General features: G+C 70.1%; 15 protein-coding genes. 8 read left to right on the top strand and 7 right to left on the bottom strand.

What is annotated here, in order from left to right:
* Positions 1-62: 62 nt before the first annotated feature.
* Together GRS48_RS06055 and GRS48_RS06050 are read right to left on the bottom strand one after the other, a co-directional pair.
* Entirely contained in the window at positions 63-1,223 is a 1,161-nt protein-coding gene (locus GRS48_RS06055) for an AAA family ATPase (protein WP_321168316.1), read from the bottom strand.
* A gap of 85 nt (positions 1,224-1,308) precedes the next feature.
* Complete coding sequence (locus tag GRS48_RS06050; RefSeq protein WP_159484560.1) at positions 1,309-1,509, bottom strand: hypothetical protein; 201 nt, start codon at positions 1,507-1,509, stop codon at positions 1,309-1,311.
* 259 nt (positions 1,510-1,768) lie between these two features.
* Between GRS48_RS06050 and GRS48_RS06045 the strand changes: the two genes are divergently transcribed.
* Complete coding sequence (locus GRS48_RS06045; RefSeq protein WP_159484558.1) at positions 1,769-2,170, top strand: hypothetical protein; 402 nt, start codon at positions 1,769-1,771, stop codon at positions 2,168-2,170.
* A 24-nt stretch (positions 2,171-2,194) separates the two neighbouring features.
* Here the strand turns inward: GRS48_RS06045 and GRS48_RS06040 are convergent, their stop codons facing one another.
* Both GRS48_RS06040 and glpK read right to left on the bottom strand, forming a co-directional pair.
* Complete coding sequence (locus GRS48_RS06040) at positions 2,195-3,298, bottom strand: hypothetical protein (protein WP_235028008.1); 1,104 nt, start codon at positions 3,296-3,298, stop codon at positions 2,195-2,197.
* Positions 3,299-3,301: 3 nt separating this feature from the next.
* A complete protein-coding gene (gene glpK / locus GRS48_RS06035) occupies positions 3,302-4,840 on the bottom strand; it encodes a glycerol kinase GlpK (protein WP_159484556.1) in 1,539 nt (512 codons plus the stop codon).
* Between the two features lie 401 nt (positions 4,841-5,241).
* Between glpK and glpA the strand changes: the two genes are divergently transcribed.
* From glpA to GRS48_RS06005, 6 genes are all read left to right on the top strand, one after another.
* Positions 5,242-6,987, top strand: coding sequence for an anaerobic glycerol-3-phosphate dehydrogenase subunit GlpA (gene glpA, locus GRS48_RS06030; RefSeq protein WP_159484554.1), 1,746 nt, complete (start codon positions 5,242-5,244; stop codon positions 6,985-6,987).
* Entirely contained in the window at positions 6,974-8,389 is a 1,416-nt protein-coding gene (gene glpB, locus GRS48_RS06025; protein WP_159484552.1) for a glycerol-3-phosphate dehydrogenase subunit GlpB, read from the top strand. Before glpA ends, glpB begins: the two co-directional genes overlap by 14 nt.
* Positions 8,386-9,969: an anaerobic glycerol-3-phosphate dehydrogenase subunit C gene (locus GRS48_RS06020; RefSeq protein ID WP_159484550.1), complete on the top strand. Its 1,584-nt coding sequence runs from the start codon at positions 8,386-8,388 to the stop codon at positions 9,967-9,969. Before glpB ends, GRS48_RS06020 begins: the two co-directional genes overlap by 4 nt.
* A 99-nt stretch (positions 9,970-10,068) precedes the next feature.
* Positions 10,069-11,460, top strand: coding sequence for a CRTAC1 family protein (locus GRS48_RS06015; RefSeq protein ID WP_159484548.1), 1,392 nt, complete (start codon positions 10,069-10,071; stop codon positions 11,458-11,460).
* Between the two features lie 199 nt (positions 11,461-11,659).
* A complete protein-coding gene (locus GRS48_RS06010) occupies positions 11,660-11,857 on the top strand; it encodes a hypothetical protein (protein WP_159484546.1) in 198 nt (65 codons plus the stop codon).
* Positions 11,858-12,026: 169 nt separating this feature from the next.
* Complete coding sequence (locus GRS48_RS06005) at positions 12,027-12,752, top strand: ribosome assembly factor SBDS (RefSeq protein ID WP_159484544.1); 726 nt, start codon at positions 12,027-12,029, stop codon at positions 12,750-12,752.
* 41 nt (positions 12,753-12,793) lie between these two features.
* Here GRS48_RS06005 and GRS48_RS06000 read toward each other — a convergent pair whose 3' ends face one another.
* Complete coding sequence (locus GRS48_RS06000) at positions 12,794-13,885, bottom strand: transcription initiation factor IIB family protein (protein WP_159484542.1); 1,092 nt, start codon at positions 13,883-13,885, stop codon at positions 12,794-12,796.
* Between the two features lie 255 nt (positions 13,886-14,140).
* Here GRS48_RS06000 and GRS48_RS05995 point away from each other — a divergent pair, with 255 nt between their 5' ends.
* Positions 14,141-14,800 carry an HAD family hydrolase gene (locus tag GRS48_RS05995; protein ID WP_159484540.1) on the top strand — a complete coding sequence of 220 codons (660 nt, stop codon included), beginning with the start codon at positions 14,141-14,143 and terminating at the stop codon, positions 14,798-14,800.
* Between the two features lie 255 nt (positions 14,801-15,055).
* Here the strand turns inward: GRS48_RS05995 and GRS48_RS05990 are convergent, their stop codons facing one another.
* Positions 15,056-16,294 (bottom strand): adenosylhomocysteinase, encoded by a 1,239-nt coding sequence (locus tag GRS48_RS05990; RefSeq protein ID WP_159484538.1) that lies wholly within the window; start codon positions 16,292-16,294, stop codon positions 15,056-15,058.
* Positions 16,295-16,386: 92 nt separating this feature from the next.
* Positions 16,387-17,850 (bottom strand): DHH family phosphoesterase, encoded by a 1,464-nt coding sequence (locus GRS48_RS05985; RefSeq protein ID WP_159484536.1) that lies wholly within the window; start codon positions 17,848-17,850, stop codon positions 16,387-16,389.
* Positions 17,851-17,855 lie beyond the last annotated feature (5 nt).

Genomic DNA, 17,855 nt, shown 5'->3' with positions numbered 1-17,855 from the left:
GGCCGAACCCAGGAGGCGACGTGGGAACTGTCTTGCGCTCCGGTCCGCGTCGGCGGGTCGCCTCAGCGACGCTCGAACAGCTCCTTGAACACGAGCGTCGGGAACCGCGGGACGAGCCGGCTCGGCGGCCGACCCTTCCCGTCGGAGCGCTCGACGGTTACCCGGTCGAGCAGCCCCGCGTCGGCGAGCTCGTACAGGACCCGACGCACCGTCGACGCGGACAGGTCGACGTCCCCCGTGCTGGCGATCGCCTCGGTGGCCGCGTTGACCGACTCGCGATCCGCCTCGGAGAGGCTCACGAGCTCGTACAGCAGCCGCTGTCGGCTGTCCGACAGCGCCAGCACCCGCCCGAGCGAGACGCAGGGTTTCGGCACCCCCGCGATGCCCGCGTCGAGGTCCGCGGGGCGGATCGTCGTGGCCCCGGCGCGCTCGGCGTGCCAGGCGGCCCCCGTGATGGCGGCCAGCGCGTCGTGGGCGTCGCCCGCCGCCCACTCGGAGACGTCCCGGATCTGTTCGTGGGTGAGCGCGTTGCGGACGAGCCCGGCCGAGGTCCGGGTCGTCAACACCTCGACGAGCACGTGGTGCCGGTACCGGTCGAACCCGATGGTCACCTCGGGACGCCAGTCTATCGAGTCGGGCGGCTCGCGGCCGAGACAGACCGGTACGAGCCGGTCCGTCACGTCGGAGAGCCACTCCACGAGCGTCGGGACGTCGGGGGTCTCCGGTTCGTTCGCGTGGTCGAGCGCGACGACGACGTCCGTGCCCGTGCGGACCGTCGCCTCGAGCTCCGCCGCGAGGTCCGCGGTCCCGATCCCGTGGTCGGGGACTCGCTCGTCGCTGACCGCCGCCAGTGTGTCGTGGTAGAGACGGAAGCGCGTGGCGGCGCGCCGGGTGTCGACGTGGACGAACTCCGGGAGGGTCGGGTCGACGGCGCGGGTCGACGTCTGGATCGACTGTCGCCGCCCGCCGTACGTCGACAGGCGGCCGAAGAGCGCGGAGATGATCGCGGATTTCCCGCTCCCTTTGGGCCCGTGGACGTAGATGCTCGGCGGGAGCGCTCCGGCAAAGGCAGGGTCGAGGACGTCGAGCAGTCGCTCCAGGTCGGGCCCGCGACCCGTCGGCGAGGGCGGGTGGGTGACGGGGGAGACGGCGTCGGGGTCGACGACGACGCCCGCGCTGGCGTCGTACCCGAGTCGCCGCTCGATCCGGTCGTCGATGTTCACGTTGCACCCTCCGGAAGGGTGGTATAAAACCGGCCCGAACTATCGTCATCGGCGACGGAGGGGCACAGCCCACCCGTCCCGGCCCTTACCAGTGGTCGGGCTTGTACCGGTTGATCAGGAGCGTCGAGACGACGAAGAAGCCGGCGCTGATGAGGCCGGCGAGCACGCCGGCCAGGAGCCGGATCCCGGCCGACCCCTCCGCGAGGACCGCCATGACGACCGTGACGACGAGCATCACCACGATCAGGTTCCGTCCGTCCCGCCTGTTGAGCCCCAGGATCGCCATGGCCGCCGATCGTCGCCCGGGGTTGTAAAACCACCCCGCAGCGGGTCGGGCGGACTCGGGTCCGGCAGGCGGATCGGGTCGGGCGGGTGGATCGGGTCTGGCGGGCCGATCGGCGTCGACGTCCGGTACGTGTGGGTAGCGGACGGGTACGGATAGGCTGCGGACAGGCACGGACGGGCAGCGGACGGGATCGGGTGATCGGAGGGCGGGCCTCCGGGACGTCCACACACTTAACACGCCCGGCGGTCTCCGCGTGGACATGACGAACCAGGAATTCCACGAGTCGGTCGTGACCGCCGACAAGTGGAGCAAGGTGATCGCGCTCGGCGTCGCGATCGCGGCCTTCCTGCTCGCTCGCCGAACGGCGGGGGACGTGCAGTTCGCATCGATCGTCGCGGCGGCCGCGGCCATCGGCGTGCGGATATACGTCCCGTACCACGCGAGCACCCGGGTGCCCGAGGCGGAGCGGACCGCGATCCACGACCACCCGCTGACCGGGAACTATCACCACGGGGCGGCGGGCCTCGCGCTGGTCGCCCTGGCGCTCGCCGCGCTCGCCGCGTTCGTGTTCGGTCACGGGTTCCTCGCTGCGGTCGGTGTCGGGGTCATCTCCGGTGGGGTGGTGTACGTCGTTCTCGCGTCGTGGCTGCCGGCCGCCTGAAAAAGTCCTCGCCGCAGGTGGGCGTTAGACCGCCCCGGGAACCCACACGGCCGACCCGAGGATCCCGAGGATCGACAGGATCGCGATGAACGTGTGGGTGATCGCGATCGAGGCCGCGGGCGGGTCCACGTGGGTGTCGCCGTGGGCGTAGAAGACGCGCTGGAACGCCTCGCCGACGAGGGCACCGAGCACGCCGAACAGCCCGGCTATCGCCAACGCCGTGATCGGGCTGTATCCCGTTCCGGCCGTCGCGAGATACGCCGTCGCCGCCGGCAGCGTCATGTGGTGGGTGACCGGGATCTTCCCGATCCCGAGGTTCAAGAACAGCAGCGACGCCGCGCTGATGCCGAACCCGAGGAACGGGCTCCCCGTCTGGATCGCGGCGTACGCGCCGGCCAACCCGGCGACCAGCCCGATCGACGCGACGTGTGACCACTTGTACATGTTCGGAAGCCACGGCTCGACGGCGAGACGGTCCGTCCCGTCCTTGTCGCCGTCGCCCGGGACCTCCCCGTCCGAGCGCATCTCCTCGCGCTCGAACGGCCCCATGTCCATGTAGCCGTTCGCCTTGTCGCTGACCACGCCGATGACCGAGTAGCCGAAGACGACCCGGTGGGCGATCGCGCTGGCGACGACGGTGAACGCGATCGGGTCCGTCGGGAACGCGCCGTTTCGGAGCACCTGTTCGACCAGGATGCCGAACACGCCGAAGGCCGCACCGACGGCGAGGATGTCCGGTCGACTCCCCAACGCGACGGTGATGTCCTTGGCGTTGTGGTAGTCGAAACCGGATCCCACGTCGCCCTTGCTGGCGGCGTACGCTGCCGCCGCGGCACCTCCGGCGAAGGAGATGTGCGGACCGAACACCGGACCGAAGCCGACGTCGACGCCGGCCCCGCCGGCCGCGTCGCCGCCGAAGACGCCGGCGATGACGAGGAACCCGGTGAAGACGAACGCCGGGAGCGCGCCGAGTGCGGCCCCGAACGCCCCGCCCGCGGCCGCCCCGAGCCAGATCGTCGGATCGAGGAGGACGTCGAGGATCGCGTCGAGCGACCCGGGGGTCCAACCGGACGCCTGCGTCAGCGCGTCACCGCTCGCTAACAGTGCCATCGCGACTGCGGAGGTCATGTACTACTCCTCCTCCTCGTCACGGGCCCAGTCCTTCGAGCGCTCGACCGCCTCGCTCCAGCGACCGTAGCGCCGGTCGACGTCCCCGCGGTCGTCGTCGGGCGTGAACTCACGGTCGATCTGCCAGTTGTCGCGGAGCTCGTCGACCGTCTCCCAGTAGCCGACGGCGAGCCCGGCCGCGTACGCGGACCCGAGCGCGGTGGTCTCGTCGACTTCGGGGCGAACGATCTCCGTGTCCATGATGTTCGACTGGAGCTGACAGAGGAAGTTGTTCTTCACCGCCCCGCCGTCGACGCGCAGGCTGGTGAGGTCGATGTCCGCGTCCTGAACCATCGCCTCGGTGACGTCGCGCGTCTGGAAAGCGATGGACTCGAGGGTCGCCCGCACGAGGTGGGACTTCTCGGTGCCGCGAGTCATCCCGAGGATCGTCGCGCGGGCGCGCTGGTCCCAATGGGGCGCGCCGAGCCCGGTGAACGCGGGGACGAAGTAGACGCCGTCCGTGGAGTCGACCTCCCGCGCGAGCTCCTCGGTCTGGGCCGCGTTGTCGATGAGTTCGACGTCCTCGAGCCACTCGATCGCGGCCCCGGTGGCGAAGATCGCCCCCTCGAGGGCGTACTGGATCGGCTCGCCGGAGCGCTGGAACCCGATCGTCGTGAGCAGGCCGTGGTCGGAGGAGACGGCCTCCTCGCCGGTGTTCATGAGGAAGAAACTCCCCGTCCCGTAGGTGTTCTTCGCGTCGCCGGCGTCGAAACAGGTCTGGCCGAACAGCGCCGCCTGCTGGTCGCCGAGCGCGCCGGCGACGGGAACGGCCTCGCCGAGGAAGCCGTCCGCGTCGGTCGAGCCGTACGTCTCCTCGTCGGAGGAGGGACGGACCTCGGGCAGCATCGCCTCCGGGACGTCGAACTCCTCGAGGAGCTCGTCGTCCCATTCCGCGTCGCGGATGTTGTACAGCATCGTCCGGGAGGCGTTCGTCACGTCGGTGATGTGGTTGCCCGTCAGCTTCCAGATGAGCCACGTGTCGATCGTGCCGAAGAGGATCTCGCCGTCGGCCGCACGATCCTTGATGTCCTCGGGACGGGACCGCTGGAGCTTGATCGGGTCGGAGTTCTCGAGCAGCCACTCGGCCTTCGTCGCCGAGAAGTAGGCGTCGACCTCGAGGCCGGTCTTCTCACGGATCGGACCCGCCCAGTCGTCGTCCTTCAGATCCTCCACGCGGTCGGTCGTCCGGCGGTCCTGCCAGACGATGGCGTTGTGTACCGGCTGTCCGCTCTCCGCGTCCCACAGCACGGTCGTCTCGCGCTGGTTCGTCACCCCGATCGCGGCGAGCTGGTCCGGGCCGATGTCGGCCCGCGAGAGCGCCTCGTTGATGACGCCCTTCGTGTTGTCCCAGATCTCCATCGGGTCGTGTTCGACCCAGCCGGGCTCCGGATAGATCTGCTCGTGTTTCTCGTAGGCGTTCGCGACCACCTGTCCGCTGTGGTCGAACACCATAAACCGTGTGCCTGTCGTCCCCTGGTCTATCGCGCCGACGTACTGTGTCATGTGTTGGATCCCTCCTGTGGCGGTGTGCCGGCCGCAACGGTGCGCCGCGGCCCGATCCGAGCGGCCGATCGAGTGATCGCCTAACCGGCCGAGCGATCGACCGACCAATGCCGGCCGAGCGGTCGACCGGCCGACGCCGACCGACCGCGGGACCGGTCGGCGCCTCGCGAGCCACGACGCCACGGCATATCTTTACGGACACTACCGCGCCATTCGTGAACATAATGGAAGAGCATAATAGTCTTACTGTTATGTTCCTGTTTTTGATTGGGAGATTAATGGGAAATCAGCGGAATGACCCGACCGAGGCGAGGGGGATACGTTCTGAACGATCCAGATAGTTACGTGAGGTCCGGACCGAGAGGTAAAGTAAAGTGTGCCGCCCCCGAACGGCGAACGTCATGAACGAAGCGGCGGACGTCATCGTGGTCGGCGGGGGGTCGACCGGCTGCGGCGTCGTCAGGGACCTGGCGAGGCGGGGGCTCGACGCGGTGCTCGTCGAGAAGGGCAACCTCACCCACGGGACGACCGGGCGGATGCACGGGCTCTTACACAGCGGCGGCCGGTACGCCGTCTCCGACCGGAAGAGCGCCCGCGAGTGCATCGAGGAGAACCGCGTGCTCCGAGACATCGCGAGCCACTGCGTCGAGGAGACGGGCGGCATGTTCGTCAAGCGCCCCGAGGACGACGAGGAGTACTTCCAGGAGAAGCTCGAGGGGTGTCGCGCGTGCGACATCCCCGTCGAGGTGATCGACGGCGAGGAGGCCCGTCGGCGGGAGCCCTACCTCGCGCGCGACGTCGAGAAGGCGATCGTCGTCCCCGACGCCGCCGTCGATCCCTTCCGGCTCTGCGTCGCGAACGCCGCCGACGCCCACGAACACGGGGCGCGGATCGAGACCCACGCCGAGGTCGTCGACGTGCTCATCGAGGACGGCGCGGTCGTCGGCGTCGCGGTGGAACACCGATCGGGCCCCGGCAAGCGAGTCCACCGGAAGCCGGGAACGCGCGAGGAGATCCGCGCCGACTACGTCGTCAACGCGACCGGCGCGTGGGCGGGCCAGCTCGGGGACATGGCGGGCGTCGACGTCGAGGTCCGCCCCTCGAAGGGCGTGATGACGGTGATGAACACCCGACAGGTCGACACCGCGATCAACCGCTGTCGCCCGAAGGGCGACGCCGACATCATCGTGCCCCACGAGACCGCCTGCATCCTCGGGACGACCGACGAGGAGGTGACGGACCCCGAAGACTACCCCGAGGAGGAGTGGGAGGTCGACCTGATGATCGAGACGCTCTCCGAGCTCGTCCCCGTCCTCAAGGAGGCCCGCACGCTCCGGTCGTTCTGGGGCGTCCGCCCCCTTTATGAACCCCCGGGGACGGGGACCGACGATCCGACGGACATCACGCGCGACTACTTCCTGCTCGACCACGACGAACGCGACGACCTGCCGGGAATGACGAGCATCGTCGGCGGCAAGCTCACCACCTACCGGATGATGGCCGAGTCGATCACCGACCACGTCTGTGAGAAGCTCGACCACGAGGCGACGTGTGACACCGCCGAGGCGCCACTGCCGGGCTCCGATGACTTCAGCGTTCTCCGCGATTACATGGAGGAGTTCGGCGTCCGCTCGCCGATCGGTCGGCGCTCCGTCCAGCGGCTCGGCTCCCGCGCCGACGACGTGTTGAACGGAACCGACCCCAACCCGGTCGTCTGCGAGTGCGAAGGCGTCACGCGCGCGGAAGTGCAGGACGGGATCGACGCCGCCGGCTCCGACCTCAACGCCGTCCGCATCCGGACGCGCGCGTCGATGGGGAACTGTCAGGGCGGCTTCTGTACCCACCGCATCGCCGCCGAGCTGGCTCAACAGTACCCCGAACCGGTCGTCCGCGACGCCGAGGACGAGCTGTACCAGGAGCGTTGGAAGGGCCAGCGGCACGCGCTGTGGGGCCGACAGCTCTCCCAGACCATGCTGAATCACCTGCTGCACGCGACGACGATGAACCGGGACGGCGACCCGGCCGGGCTCGACGGCGACGTGGCGTTCGACGCGTTCGACGCCGGCCCGGGGACCGACGCCGCGTCGGGGACGGGGTCACCGGACGGCACCGCCGCCACCGACGGGGGTGTCGATGGCGATCGATAGCGACGTGTTGGTCGCGGGCGGCGGGCTCGCGGGGATCACGGCGGCGGTCGCCGCGGCCCGCGAGGGCGCGGACGTCCGGCTGGTGTCGTACAAGGCGAGCACCCTCCGGCAGGCCTCCGGGCTGATCGACGCGCTCGGCTACGTCCCGCCGACGGAGCCCGCGAAAGCGCTTCGGGAGGGACCGCCGACCGCGGGGCGGGGGGTCGACCCCGACGAGTGGCCCGACCCGGACGGCCCGCTCGCCGACCCATTCGCGGCGATCGACCGGCTCCCCGCGGACCACCCGTATCGGGTGCTCGGGGCCGACGCCCTCCGCGACGGCCTCGCGCTGTTCGACGATCTCGTGGGCGACGCCTACGGCGGGTCCCACACCGACCGCAACGCGCTCGTGCCGACGTTCGGCGGGAGCGTGAAGCCGACGGCGCGGTACCCCAGGGCTGCGGCCGCCGGGCTGGCCAGCGACGACACGCCGACGCTGATCGTCGGCTTCCGGTCGCTCACCGAGTACGACGCCCGGGCGTTCGCGGACCGGCTCACCGCGGCCGGCGTCCCGTTCCCGGTCGCGGGCGTCGAGGTGGAGTTCGCCGAGGCGTTCCGCGCGGACGCGAAGATCACGCGGACGGCGAGGGCGCTGGACGCCGACGAGCCGATCGACGGCACTCCCGCTCGCGAGGCGCTCTCGAAGGCGGTCGCGCCCCACCTCCACGACATCGTCGACGGGGACGGTGGCGTCGACCGGGTCGCCCGCGTCGGCTTCCCGGCGTTCCTCGGCGACGACCACGCCGCGGAGGTCCGCGCTGACCTCGCCGACCGGCTCGGCGCGGACGTCTTCGAGGTCCCGATGGGGCCGCCGAGCCTCCCCGGGCTCCGGCTGGAGGACCGGCTGTACGACGCGCTCGACCGCGAGGGCGTGCGCTTCGAGACGGGCAACCCCGTCGTCGGCGTCGAGACCGCCGCGGACGGTCGCGTCGACTCGGTGACCGTGAGCCGGAAGGGCCGCGAGGTGCCCTACGCCGCGGACGCGTTCGTGGTGGCGACCGGCGGGCTGGTCGGGAAAGGGATCGAGTCGGACCGCGAGGGCGTACGGGAGCCGGCGTTCGACCTGCACGTCCCGCACCCGGACGACCGCTACGAGTGGTTCGTCGACGACGCCTTCGGCGAGCAGCCGTACGCCCGGTTCGGGGTCCGACCGAACGGGCGGGCCCAACCGCTCGACGCGGCCGGTGAGGTCCAGTACGGGAACGTGTTCGCGGCCGGCTCGGTGGTCGGCGGCGCGGACGTGGCGCGGGAGAAGTCGGCGAGCGGCGTCTCGCTCGCGACCGGCGTCGTGGCCGGCGTCGAGGCGGCGCGGACGGCGGCGGGAGCGGAGACGACGGACGCAGCGACGGAGGCATCACAATGACACGAGACACGGGCGACGACGGAACGGGCGGATCGGACGGGCAAGACGCGACCGGCGACGACACGGGCGACACGAGGTCCCCGGAACCGGGCGTCCCCCGGGTCGGGCGCGACGAGCAGCCCTCGGTGTTCGTGCCGGACGCCGGCGCGGAGGGGGACGAGACGGTTGCCGGTGCGGAGGGTGACGAGGTGGTTGCCGGTGCGGAGGGTGACGAGACGGACGCTTCGGCCGTCTCGAACACGGACAGGTCGGGGGAGCGCCTGACCGACGGCGGCGTCGAGAGCGCGACGGGAGGGACCGACTCCGTCGAGCTCGACCCCGACGCGTACGACCCGGTCGACGTGTTCGCCGGCGGCGACCTCGACCTCCGCGAGGGCGCGGACTCCTGTTATAAATGCACGAGCTGTGACACCTCCTGTCCGGTCGCCGCGGTCGACGACGAGTTCCCGGGGCCGAAGTTCCAGGGGCCAGAGCAGTGGCGGCTCAAGCGCAAGGACGACGCCGACATCGACGACTCGATCACGTCGTGTTCGAACTGCATGCGCTGTGACGACGCCTGCCCGTCGTCGGTGCCGCTCTCACAGATGCACAACGAGGCGCGCGGCCAGTACGTCGACGAGCAGATGGACAAACTCTCGCGGGAGTACGTCCGGAACCGGATCCTCTCGAACTACCGCTTCTTCGCGAACATCGCGAGCAAGACCCCGCGGCTCGCCAACTTCGCCGCCGGCCTGCCGGGCGCGATGTGGCTCGGCGAGAAGGTGCTCGGCATCGCGGGCGACCGCGAGTTCCCGCCGTTCGCCACGCAGACGTTCCGGGAGTGGTGGGGCGAACGCGGCGGCGCACAGGTGTCCGACCCCGACAAGCGAGTCGCGTACTTCCACGGCTGTTACTCGAACTACAACACGCCGGAGGTCGGCAAGGCGATGGTCCGCGTCTACGAGCACTTCGGCTACGAGGTCATGGTGCCGCCACAGAAGTGTTCGGGGACGCCGATGTTCGCGAACGGGATGCTGTCGGACGCACGCCGACACGCGGAGACGAACGTCGAGAACCTGATCGCCGCCATCGGCGACGGGGCGGACGTGATCGCGTCGTGTACGTCCTGTTCGATGTCGCTCCGCCAGGAGTACCCTGAGCTGTTCGACATCCACGGGATCGAGGACGTCGCGGAGCACACCTTCGAGGCGATGGAGTACCTCCGGATCCACGAGGACCTGACCGGAGCGCTCGCGGCGGGGGGGCTCGACGAGGAGCGCGCGTTCGCGTACCACGCGCCGTGTCACGCGCGCAACCAGGGGCTCGCCCGGCAGGCGGTGGAGACGTTCCGCGACGTCGACGGCGTGACGATGGAGGACGTCGGCGACTCCTGTTCGGGGATCTCGGGGACGTACGGCTGGAAGAAGGAGAAGTACGAGACGTCGATGGCGATCGGCGCGGAGATGTTTGATCACATGGAGGACGCCGAGGGGGAGGTCGGGATGACGGAGTGTCCGACCTGCGCGATGCAGATGGAACACGGCACCGGCTACGAGATCGAACACCCGCTCCAGCTGCTGGCGGAGACGCTCGTCGACTGACCGAGTCGTCGTGCCAACCTCGCGGTCGAGCGCGCCGGGGCCGCGACCCCGCTCGCCCCGACCCGTGTGTTCTTAAGTCCCGAGCGGTGAGGGGAGAGCATGTTTCGCGACCGTTCCACCCTCCTTACCGATGAGGACCCGGTTCGGGGGTACGGCGTCGCCGTGACGCCGGGACGGGACGGACCGCTCGTCTTCGTCGCCGGCTACGGCGAGCCGAACCGGCTGTACGCCCGCGACGGCGACCGGTACGTCGACACGGCCTGCGGCATCGTCGCCGACGGCGACCGCCACGGGATGGGCGTCTGTGCGGCCGACGTCGACGCCGACGGCTGCGAGGAGGTGTACGTCCACAACTGCGCGAGCTACGCGGGGCTCACCGGCGATTCGGACCTGCTCTTGGACCGCCTCGAGTCCGAACGCTACCGGTGGACCGACGCGTTCGCGCTCGGCGTCAACGCCGACCGGCTGAACTTTCGGGCGGGTCGGTCGGTCGCGGCGCTGGACCGGTTCGGCACCGGTCGCTACGGGGTCGCGATCGCCAGCTACGGCGCGCCGGTCGCCTTCTACGAGCTCGGCGAGGACGGCGAGGTGTCCGACATGGCCGCGGACGTCGGGCTCGCGATCGACGGGGCGTGCCGGTCGCTGCTGCCCGGCCCCGTCGTCTCCGAGGGGATCGATCTGTTCGTCGGCGTCGAGCACGGCCCGAACCGCGTGTACCGCAACGACGGGGGCCACTACGTCCGCGCCGACGTCGACCCGGCCCTCGCGGACCCCGCGGGCGACACCCGCGGCGTGACGCTCGTCGACGAAGGGGGCCGATTCGCGGTCGCGTTGGGGAACTGGGAGGGCGAGAGCCGGCTCTGCCGGCGCGGCGCGGACGGACGACATCGGGATGTCGCGCCGCCGGGACTCGCGGCCGCCGGGAGCGTTCGGTCGGTCGTCGCGGCCGACTTCGACAACGACGGCCGCGAGGAGCTGTTCTGTAACGCCCTGGGGGAACGGAACCGACTGTTCGCCCGCGCGAACCCGGACGACGGGGACGGCCCCCCGCGGTGGGTCGAGGCCGACGCGGGGTCCGCCGCCGAACCCGACGGCTTCGGGACCGGGGCGGTGGCGGCCGACCTCGACGGCGACGGCGCGCTCGAACTGCTCGTCGTCCACGGGGAGGTGGCGGCACAGCCGATCACCGTCCACGGGGTCGACGGCGCGGCGGCGGCGGGCTGGCTCCGGATCCGGCCGACGACCCGTCACGGAGCCCCCGCGCGGGGAGCGATCGTCCGGCTCGAAACCGACCGCAGCGTCCAGCGGCGGGTGATCGACGCCGGGAGCGGCTACCTCTGTCAGACCGAGCCGGTCGCCCACTTCGGCCTGGGCGGGGCGACGCCGACCCGCGTCACGGTCCGGTGGCCGGACGGCCGCGAGCGGACCCTGTCGGCTCCGGCCGCCGACGCGGAGATCGACGTTTCCCACCCTGACGCGGACCGGGACTGAGCGGCGAGCAGCGCCACCCGTCCTTCTGCGTCGACCCCCGAGTAGCCCTACCCGTCCTTCCGCGCCGACCGGCGCTGCGAGACGATCGGCGACCGTGACCGTAGTCGCGGTCGCGGTCGTCAGAGCCCGCCCAACCGGCCTCGCGGCCAGAACTGCCGCGCTTCGCGGGTTCAAGTGTCGCGGGAACGGGAGTGAGCGTATGGTTGATCCGACCTCCGACCTCGAAGCGGACGTCGACGAGGAGTCCGCGCCGCGCTGTGTGGCGTGTGGCGAGCCCGCGTTCGGTGCCGGCCGGCGGACCGTGACCTGGGTCGCGGACGGCCGCGTGGCGTCCCGCCACTTCTGTACCGACGACTGCCGAGCCGCGTGGGACGACGAGCGCCCCGCAGCCGGGTAGCCGGTCCGACCCACACGAGGGATCGGGGCGTGGCGGCCGGTCGTCGGGGTGTGTCGGCAGCCATCGGGGTGTGTCGGCGGCCACCGCGCCCTGGCGGTCGGCCGGAGCGCGTGTTCGGGGACGCCTGGGTGCGGGAGGCTTTTTCACCTCGGAGGCGGTAGCTGTCCCTATGATATCACTCGACGAGGCCGTGACGGCCCGACTGGAGTCACACGGTGAGCGGTTCGAGGTCCTCATCGACCCCGACGCGGCGCTGGCGATGAAACGCGGGGAGTTCGACGGCGAGCTGACCGACGTGATCGCCGCCGAGGACGTCTTCGAGAACGCCTCCCGGGGCGACAGACCCGCCGAGGAGGACTTAGAGACGGTGTTCGGGACGACGGACCCGCTGGAGATAATCCCGCGGGTCGTGACGGACGGCGAGATCCAGATCACCGCCGAGCAGCGCGCACAGATGCTCGAACGGAAGTACAACCAGCTCGTCACCACCATCACGCGTAACGCCGTCAACCCGCAGATGGACGACTCCCCGCACCCGCCGGAGCGGATCGAGCGCGCGCTGGAGGAGGCCGGGTTCAAGGTCGACCCGATGGAGCGCGTCGAGAGCCAGATCGACGACGCCCTCGAAGCGCTCCGACCGGTCATCCCGATCCGGTTCGAGGAGGTGACGATGGCCGTCCAGCTCCCCGCCGACTACGCCGGCCCCGGGCAGGCGAAGGTGCGCGAGTTCGGCGACCTCGAGCGCGAGGAGTGGCAGAACGACGGCTCCTGGGTCGGCGTGCTCACGTTCCCCGCCGGCCTTCAGAACGACCTGTACGACCTCGTCAACGAGGTGACCTCGGGCGAGGGCGACGTCCGCGTGATCAAGGACAAAGACGAGCTCAGCACCCGCTGATCGGCGGCGGTGTCGGGCGGTGTCGCGGCGATTCGCGGCTCTCAGGCTGCCGCGGACGCGTCGTCCGCGCTCCCCTCGCCGCGTTCGCGGCCGGGGAACGTCGACTCCTGCGCCTCCAGCAGCTCCTGGTAGCGGTTCCGGATCGTCACCTCGCTCATGCCGGTGGCCTCGCTCACCCGGCTCTGCGTGAGGTCGATGTTCGTGAGCCGGCCGGCGGCGTACAGCGCTGCGGCCGCGAGGCCCACGGGCGACTTCCCGCTGTGGACGTTCCGGCGTTTCGCCTCCCGGAGCAGTTCCCGGGCGAGACGCTCGGTGCCGTCGGGAACGCCGAGATCGCTCGCGAACCGCGGGAGGTAGCTCTCGGGGTCGGCGGGCCGGATCTCCAGTTTCAGCTCCCTGTTGAGGTAGCGGTACGCCCGCTTGAACTCCTCCTGGTCGACCCGCGAGACGTGTGCCACCTCGTCGATCGATCGGGGGACGGCCTCCATCCGCGCGGCGGCGTGCAGGCTCGCCGTGGCGATCCCCTCGATCGACCGGCCGGGCAGGAGGTCCTCGTCGAGCGCGCGGCGGTAGATGACCGAGGCGGTCTCGCGGACGTTGTCCGGCAGGCCGAGGGCGCTGGCCATGCGGTCGATCTCGCCGAGCGCCTGCTTGAGGTTGCGCTCCTTCGAGTCGCGCGTGCGGAACCGTTCGTTCCACGTCCGGAGCCGCTGCATCCGCTGGCGTTGACTGCTCGACAGCGACTTGCCGTAGCCGTCGGTGTTCTGCCAGCCGATGTTCGTCGACAGCCCCTTGTCGTGCATCATGTTCGTCGTCGGCGCGCCGACGCGCGACTTCGAGTCGCGCTCGGCGCTGTCGAACGCGCGCCACTCCGGCCCGCGGTCGATCGCGTCGGCGTCGACGACGAGCCCGCAATCCGCACAGATCGTCTCCGAGCCGTCCCGGTCGAGGTGGCCCTCACACTCGGGACAGACGAGCGCTCGCTCGTCCGCCTCGGCGCCGTGTTCGGCGTCGCGCTCGGTGTCGGCGTTCCGCTCGGTACGGTCACGCCGCTCGGTACGGTCGCGCCGCTCGCCGCGTCGGTTCTCGTCGGTCTCGTCGTGCTCGTGGGCACGGAATCGTGGTGAACTCATGGTGAATGGAGGGTGGCGCGCGACGAGAAGGGTGAAAACGTATCGCCGCCGCCGGGGTTTCCTTCACCAAGGGTTAGTGGATGGTAGTATATAAGTCTTCTTGGCAAGAGTATCCATGACCAATGAACACATGGCACCTGAAAACGGCGTTTTCGGGCCCGGAATCCGATGTCGTCGCGGCTTCACACGCGTCAAACGACGGCTCGCGGACCCGACGGGTGAAACGCTTTTAAATATCCGGCGTGAACGGCCTGTATGACGTACGATACCGTCGTATTCGACAACGACGGTGTCCTCGTCGGCCGCACGCGGTTCGACGTCCTCCGGGAGGCGACCCGGGAGACGTTCGAGGAGCTCGGCGTGGCCGACCCGGACCCAAACGACGTAGAGCGAATGACCATCGGCGCGACCCCAGGCAGCGTGGGGACCGTCTGTCAGACGTACGACCTCGACCCGGGAACGTTCTGGCGAACCCGGGACAGCACCGTCTCGAAGGCCCAGCAGGTGGAGGCTCGCGAGGGGCGCAAGACGCCCTACGACGACCTCCACGAGCTGGCGGACCTCGACGTCGAGATGGGGATCGTCTCCTCGAACCAACAGGAGACGGTGGACTTCCTCGTCGACCACTTCGACGGCTTCGAGCGGTTCGGCGCGGCGTACGGCCGTGAGCCGACGATCCACAGCCTCCAGCTCCGAAAGCCGAACCCCCACTACATCGAGTGTGCGCTCGCGGACCTCGACGCCGACGAGGCGCTGTTCGTCGGCGACAACGAGTCCGACATCGAGGCGGCACACAACGCCGGCATCGACTCGGCGTTCATCCGCCGCCCCCACCGCGACGACTGGGACCTGAACGTGTGGCCGACGTGGGAGATCGACTCGCTGTCGGACCTCCACGACGTCTGTTCGACCTGACCGTTCCGTCGAGCAGCCACTCCATCGAGCCGCCGCCCCGCCGAGCCGTCGCCCCGCCGAGCCGTCGCCCCGCCGCCCCGCAGAGCTATCGCCCTGCCGAGCTGCCGCCTCGCCGCCCTGCCGAGCTGCCGCCTCGCCGAGCCGCCGTCTCGTCGACCCCTTTTCAGTGACGCCGCTCGACGGCGATGTTTAAAAACGGGCAGCGTCGCGCGAGGAACGTACCCCGTACGAAACCGCACGGAGCCGTGACCGGCGCTAGAACGCGCTCTCCTCGTGCTCCCAGTCGGTCATGTACTCCCGCTGGCTCTCGGTGAGCCCGTCGATCTCGACGTCCAGGGTCTCGAGTTTACGCTCGGCCACCGCGCGGTCGAGCCGGTCCGGGATCGCGTACGCGCCGGGCTCGAGGTCGGTGTTCTCGACTATCAGGTCGTAGGCGGCGATGAACATCATCGAGTGGGTCATGTCGATGACCTCGGCCGGGTGGCCCTGACTGTACGGGCCGGTGAGGTTCACGAGGCGGCCGTCGGCGAGGACGTTGATCCGTCGTCCGTCGGCGAGGTGGTACCGAGTGATACCGGCCTTCGGCTCGGTGACCTCCTCGGCGAGGCCCGCGAGGTCGTCGACGACGATCTCTACGTCGAAGTGGCCGGCGTTCGCCACCTGTGCGCCGTCGGCCATCGCCTCGAAGTGCTCCTCGCGGATCACGTCGCGGTTGCCCGTCGTCGTGATGAAGAGGTCGCCGGCCGACGCGGCCTCGCCCATCGACATCACGCGGTGGCCGTCCATGTGGGCCTCCAGCGCCTTCCGCGGGTCGACCTCGGTGACGATCGTCTGTGCGCCCATCCCGCGGGCCTTCCGGGCGACCCCGCGGCCGCAGTAGCCGTAGCCGGCGACGACGACGTCCTTCCCCGAGAGGATGGTGTTCGTCGTCATCGCGACGTTCGTGAGCGCCGACTCGCCCGTCCCGTGGACGTTGTCGAAGTAGTGTTTCATCGGCGTGTCGTTCACGGTGTACACCGGGAACTGGAGGATCCCCTCCGCCTCCATCGCCTCGACCCGCGTCACGCCCGCGGTCGTCTGCTCGCCGCCGCCGATGACCGTCTCGGCGACGTCCGGGTGCTCGGCGTGGACCTTCGAAATGAGCTCACAGCCGTCGTCGAGGATGAAGTCCGGCTCCTCCTCCAACAGCGCGTGCTGCTGTTCGTCGAACTCCTCGTCGCTCATGCCCTCCCACGCGAACGCGGTGATGCCGTCGACGGCGTCGAGGGCATCGACGACGTCGCCGTGGGTGGACTGGGGTTCGCTCGGCGCGAACAGCACCTCCGCGCCCGCGGCGTGAAGCGTCTCGATCAGAACGCCGCTTTTGGCTTCGAGGTGGGTCGCGACCGCGACCGTGGTGTCCTCGAGGGGTCGATCGTCGCCGTGGTCGGCCTGGAACGATCGGAGGATCGGGCAGTAGTCGCGCGCCCACGCAAGGGGGTCTTCCTGACTCATGGATCGGGGTTCTCGTGGGCGATTAAATAGTTGCTTACAGCGGCCCGCCGTTCCGGGTCGCCGCCGGCGCGTTCGGCCGCTTCCGCTCCGGCCTACGACCCGTTCGTCGCCTCGCCGCCGCGCTCGACGCCCATCGCGTCGAACAGCTTGCGCCGCACCGCCTCCTCCGTGAGTTGGAGGAGCGTGTCGCGGTTCTCCTCGCTCGTCTCGATCCCCGTGAAGATCCCGAGCGGGATCTCGACGGACCCCTGCGTGGAGTGGCCGGCGGCGTCGCCCATCTCGGAGAACGCCTCCTGGAGGACGTTGCCGATGTCGAGCCGGATGTCCTTCGAGCGCGCCGCGAGGTAGATGGTGTCGTCGGCGATGCCGAGCACGGCCGACGTCGTGATCCCCTCGAGGTTGAGGAGGTGTTGGGCCGCCTGCACGAGCGCCTCGCGGTCGCGGATGAACCCCGCCGTCGAGAAGAGGTGGCTCCCCTGCACCTGGCGGTTCTGGATCGCCTCGGCGAGGACGTCGAGGGTCTCCGGCGACATCGACGGCGACTCCACCTGTTCGAGGGTGTCGTGGTTGGCGAACGGGTGGAGGTAGGCGGCGGCCGTCAGGTCGGCGGGGCTCGTGTCGCGTTTGAAATCGAGCGTCTCCGCGCGGATGCCGTACAGCAGCGCGGTCGCGACCGCCTCGGACGGCGAGAGGTCGAACTCCTGGAGGTACTTCGTGAGGATCGTCGACGTCGAGGAGACGTTCGTTCGCACGTCGACGAACCGGGCTTCGACGGGGGTCTCGGTCTCCGAGTGGTCGATGTAGACGTCGACGTCCGTCTCGAGTTCGACGTTCCCCTCGCCCGACTTCGCGAGGTCGACCGCGGCGAGCGTGCCGTACTCGGTCAACGGGGGCGCGTCGTCGCGGGCGAGCAGGTCGATCCCCAGCAGGTTGACGAACGCCCGGTTCTCCTGGTGGCCGACGTCGCCGGCGTAGAGGATGTCGGCCTCGACGTCGAACGCCGCCGCGATCGCCTGGAGCGCGGTCGCGGACGCGATGGAGTCCGGCTCCGGGTTGTCGTGGGTGAGGATCGCCATCCGGCCGTCGGTCCCCTCGATTATCTCGGCGAGCTGGCGCGCCATGTACTCCAGCTCGCCGGTCTCGAGCGACTGGAGGGCGCTGTCGGCGATGACCGTCGACGGGTTGATGACGACGTCCGCGCCGCGGTCGCGGAGCTCGTCCTCGCTGACCGGGTCGGACGCGCGGACGACGACGTACTGGTCGCCCCCGCGGTCGCGGACGGCCGAGACGGCCGCCTTGTTGGCCTCGACGTCCGACGCGAGGATCAGGATGATGTCGCGGTCGCCGATCGCGTCGACGACGTCGGGCTCGGAGATGTCCCGCACCTGTGCGTTGAGGTCCTGGTCGCGGAGGGCCTCGACTCGGCTCTCGTCGCGATCGAGGATGAGCACGTCCTTGCCGCGGTCCGTCAGCTCCTCGGCGACGGCGTGCCCGACGCTCCCACAGCCGAGGATCGCGTACCGCGTCCGTGCCGATCCGCGTACCCCACTACTCATTGGGT

The sequence above is a fragment of the Halorubrum sp. JWXQ-INN 858 genome (assembly GCF_009806985.1).
In the GTDB taxonomy this organism is placed as follows: Archaea; Halobacteriota; Halobacteria; order Halobacteriales; family Haloferacaceae; genus Halorubrum.
The sequence above is the reverse complement of the archived record's forward strand: the minus strand, read 5'-3'. Positions and strand labels throughout refer to the sequence as shown.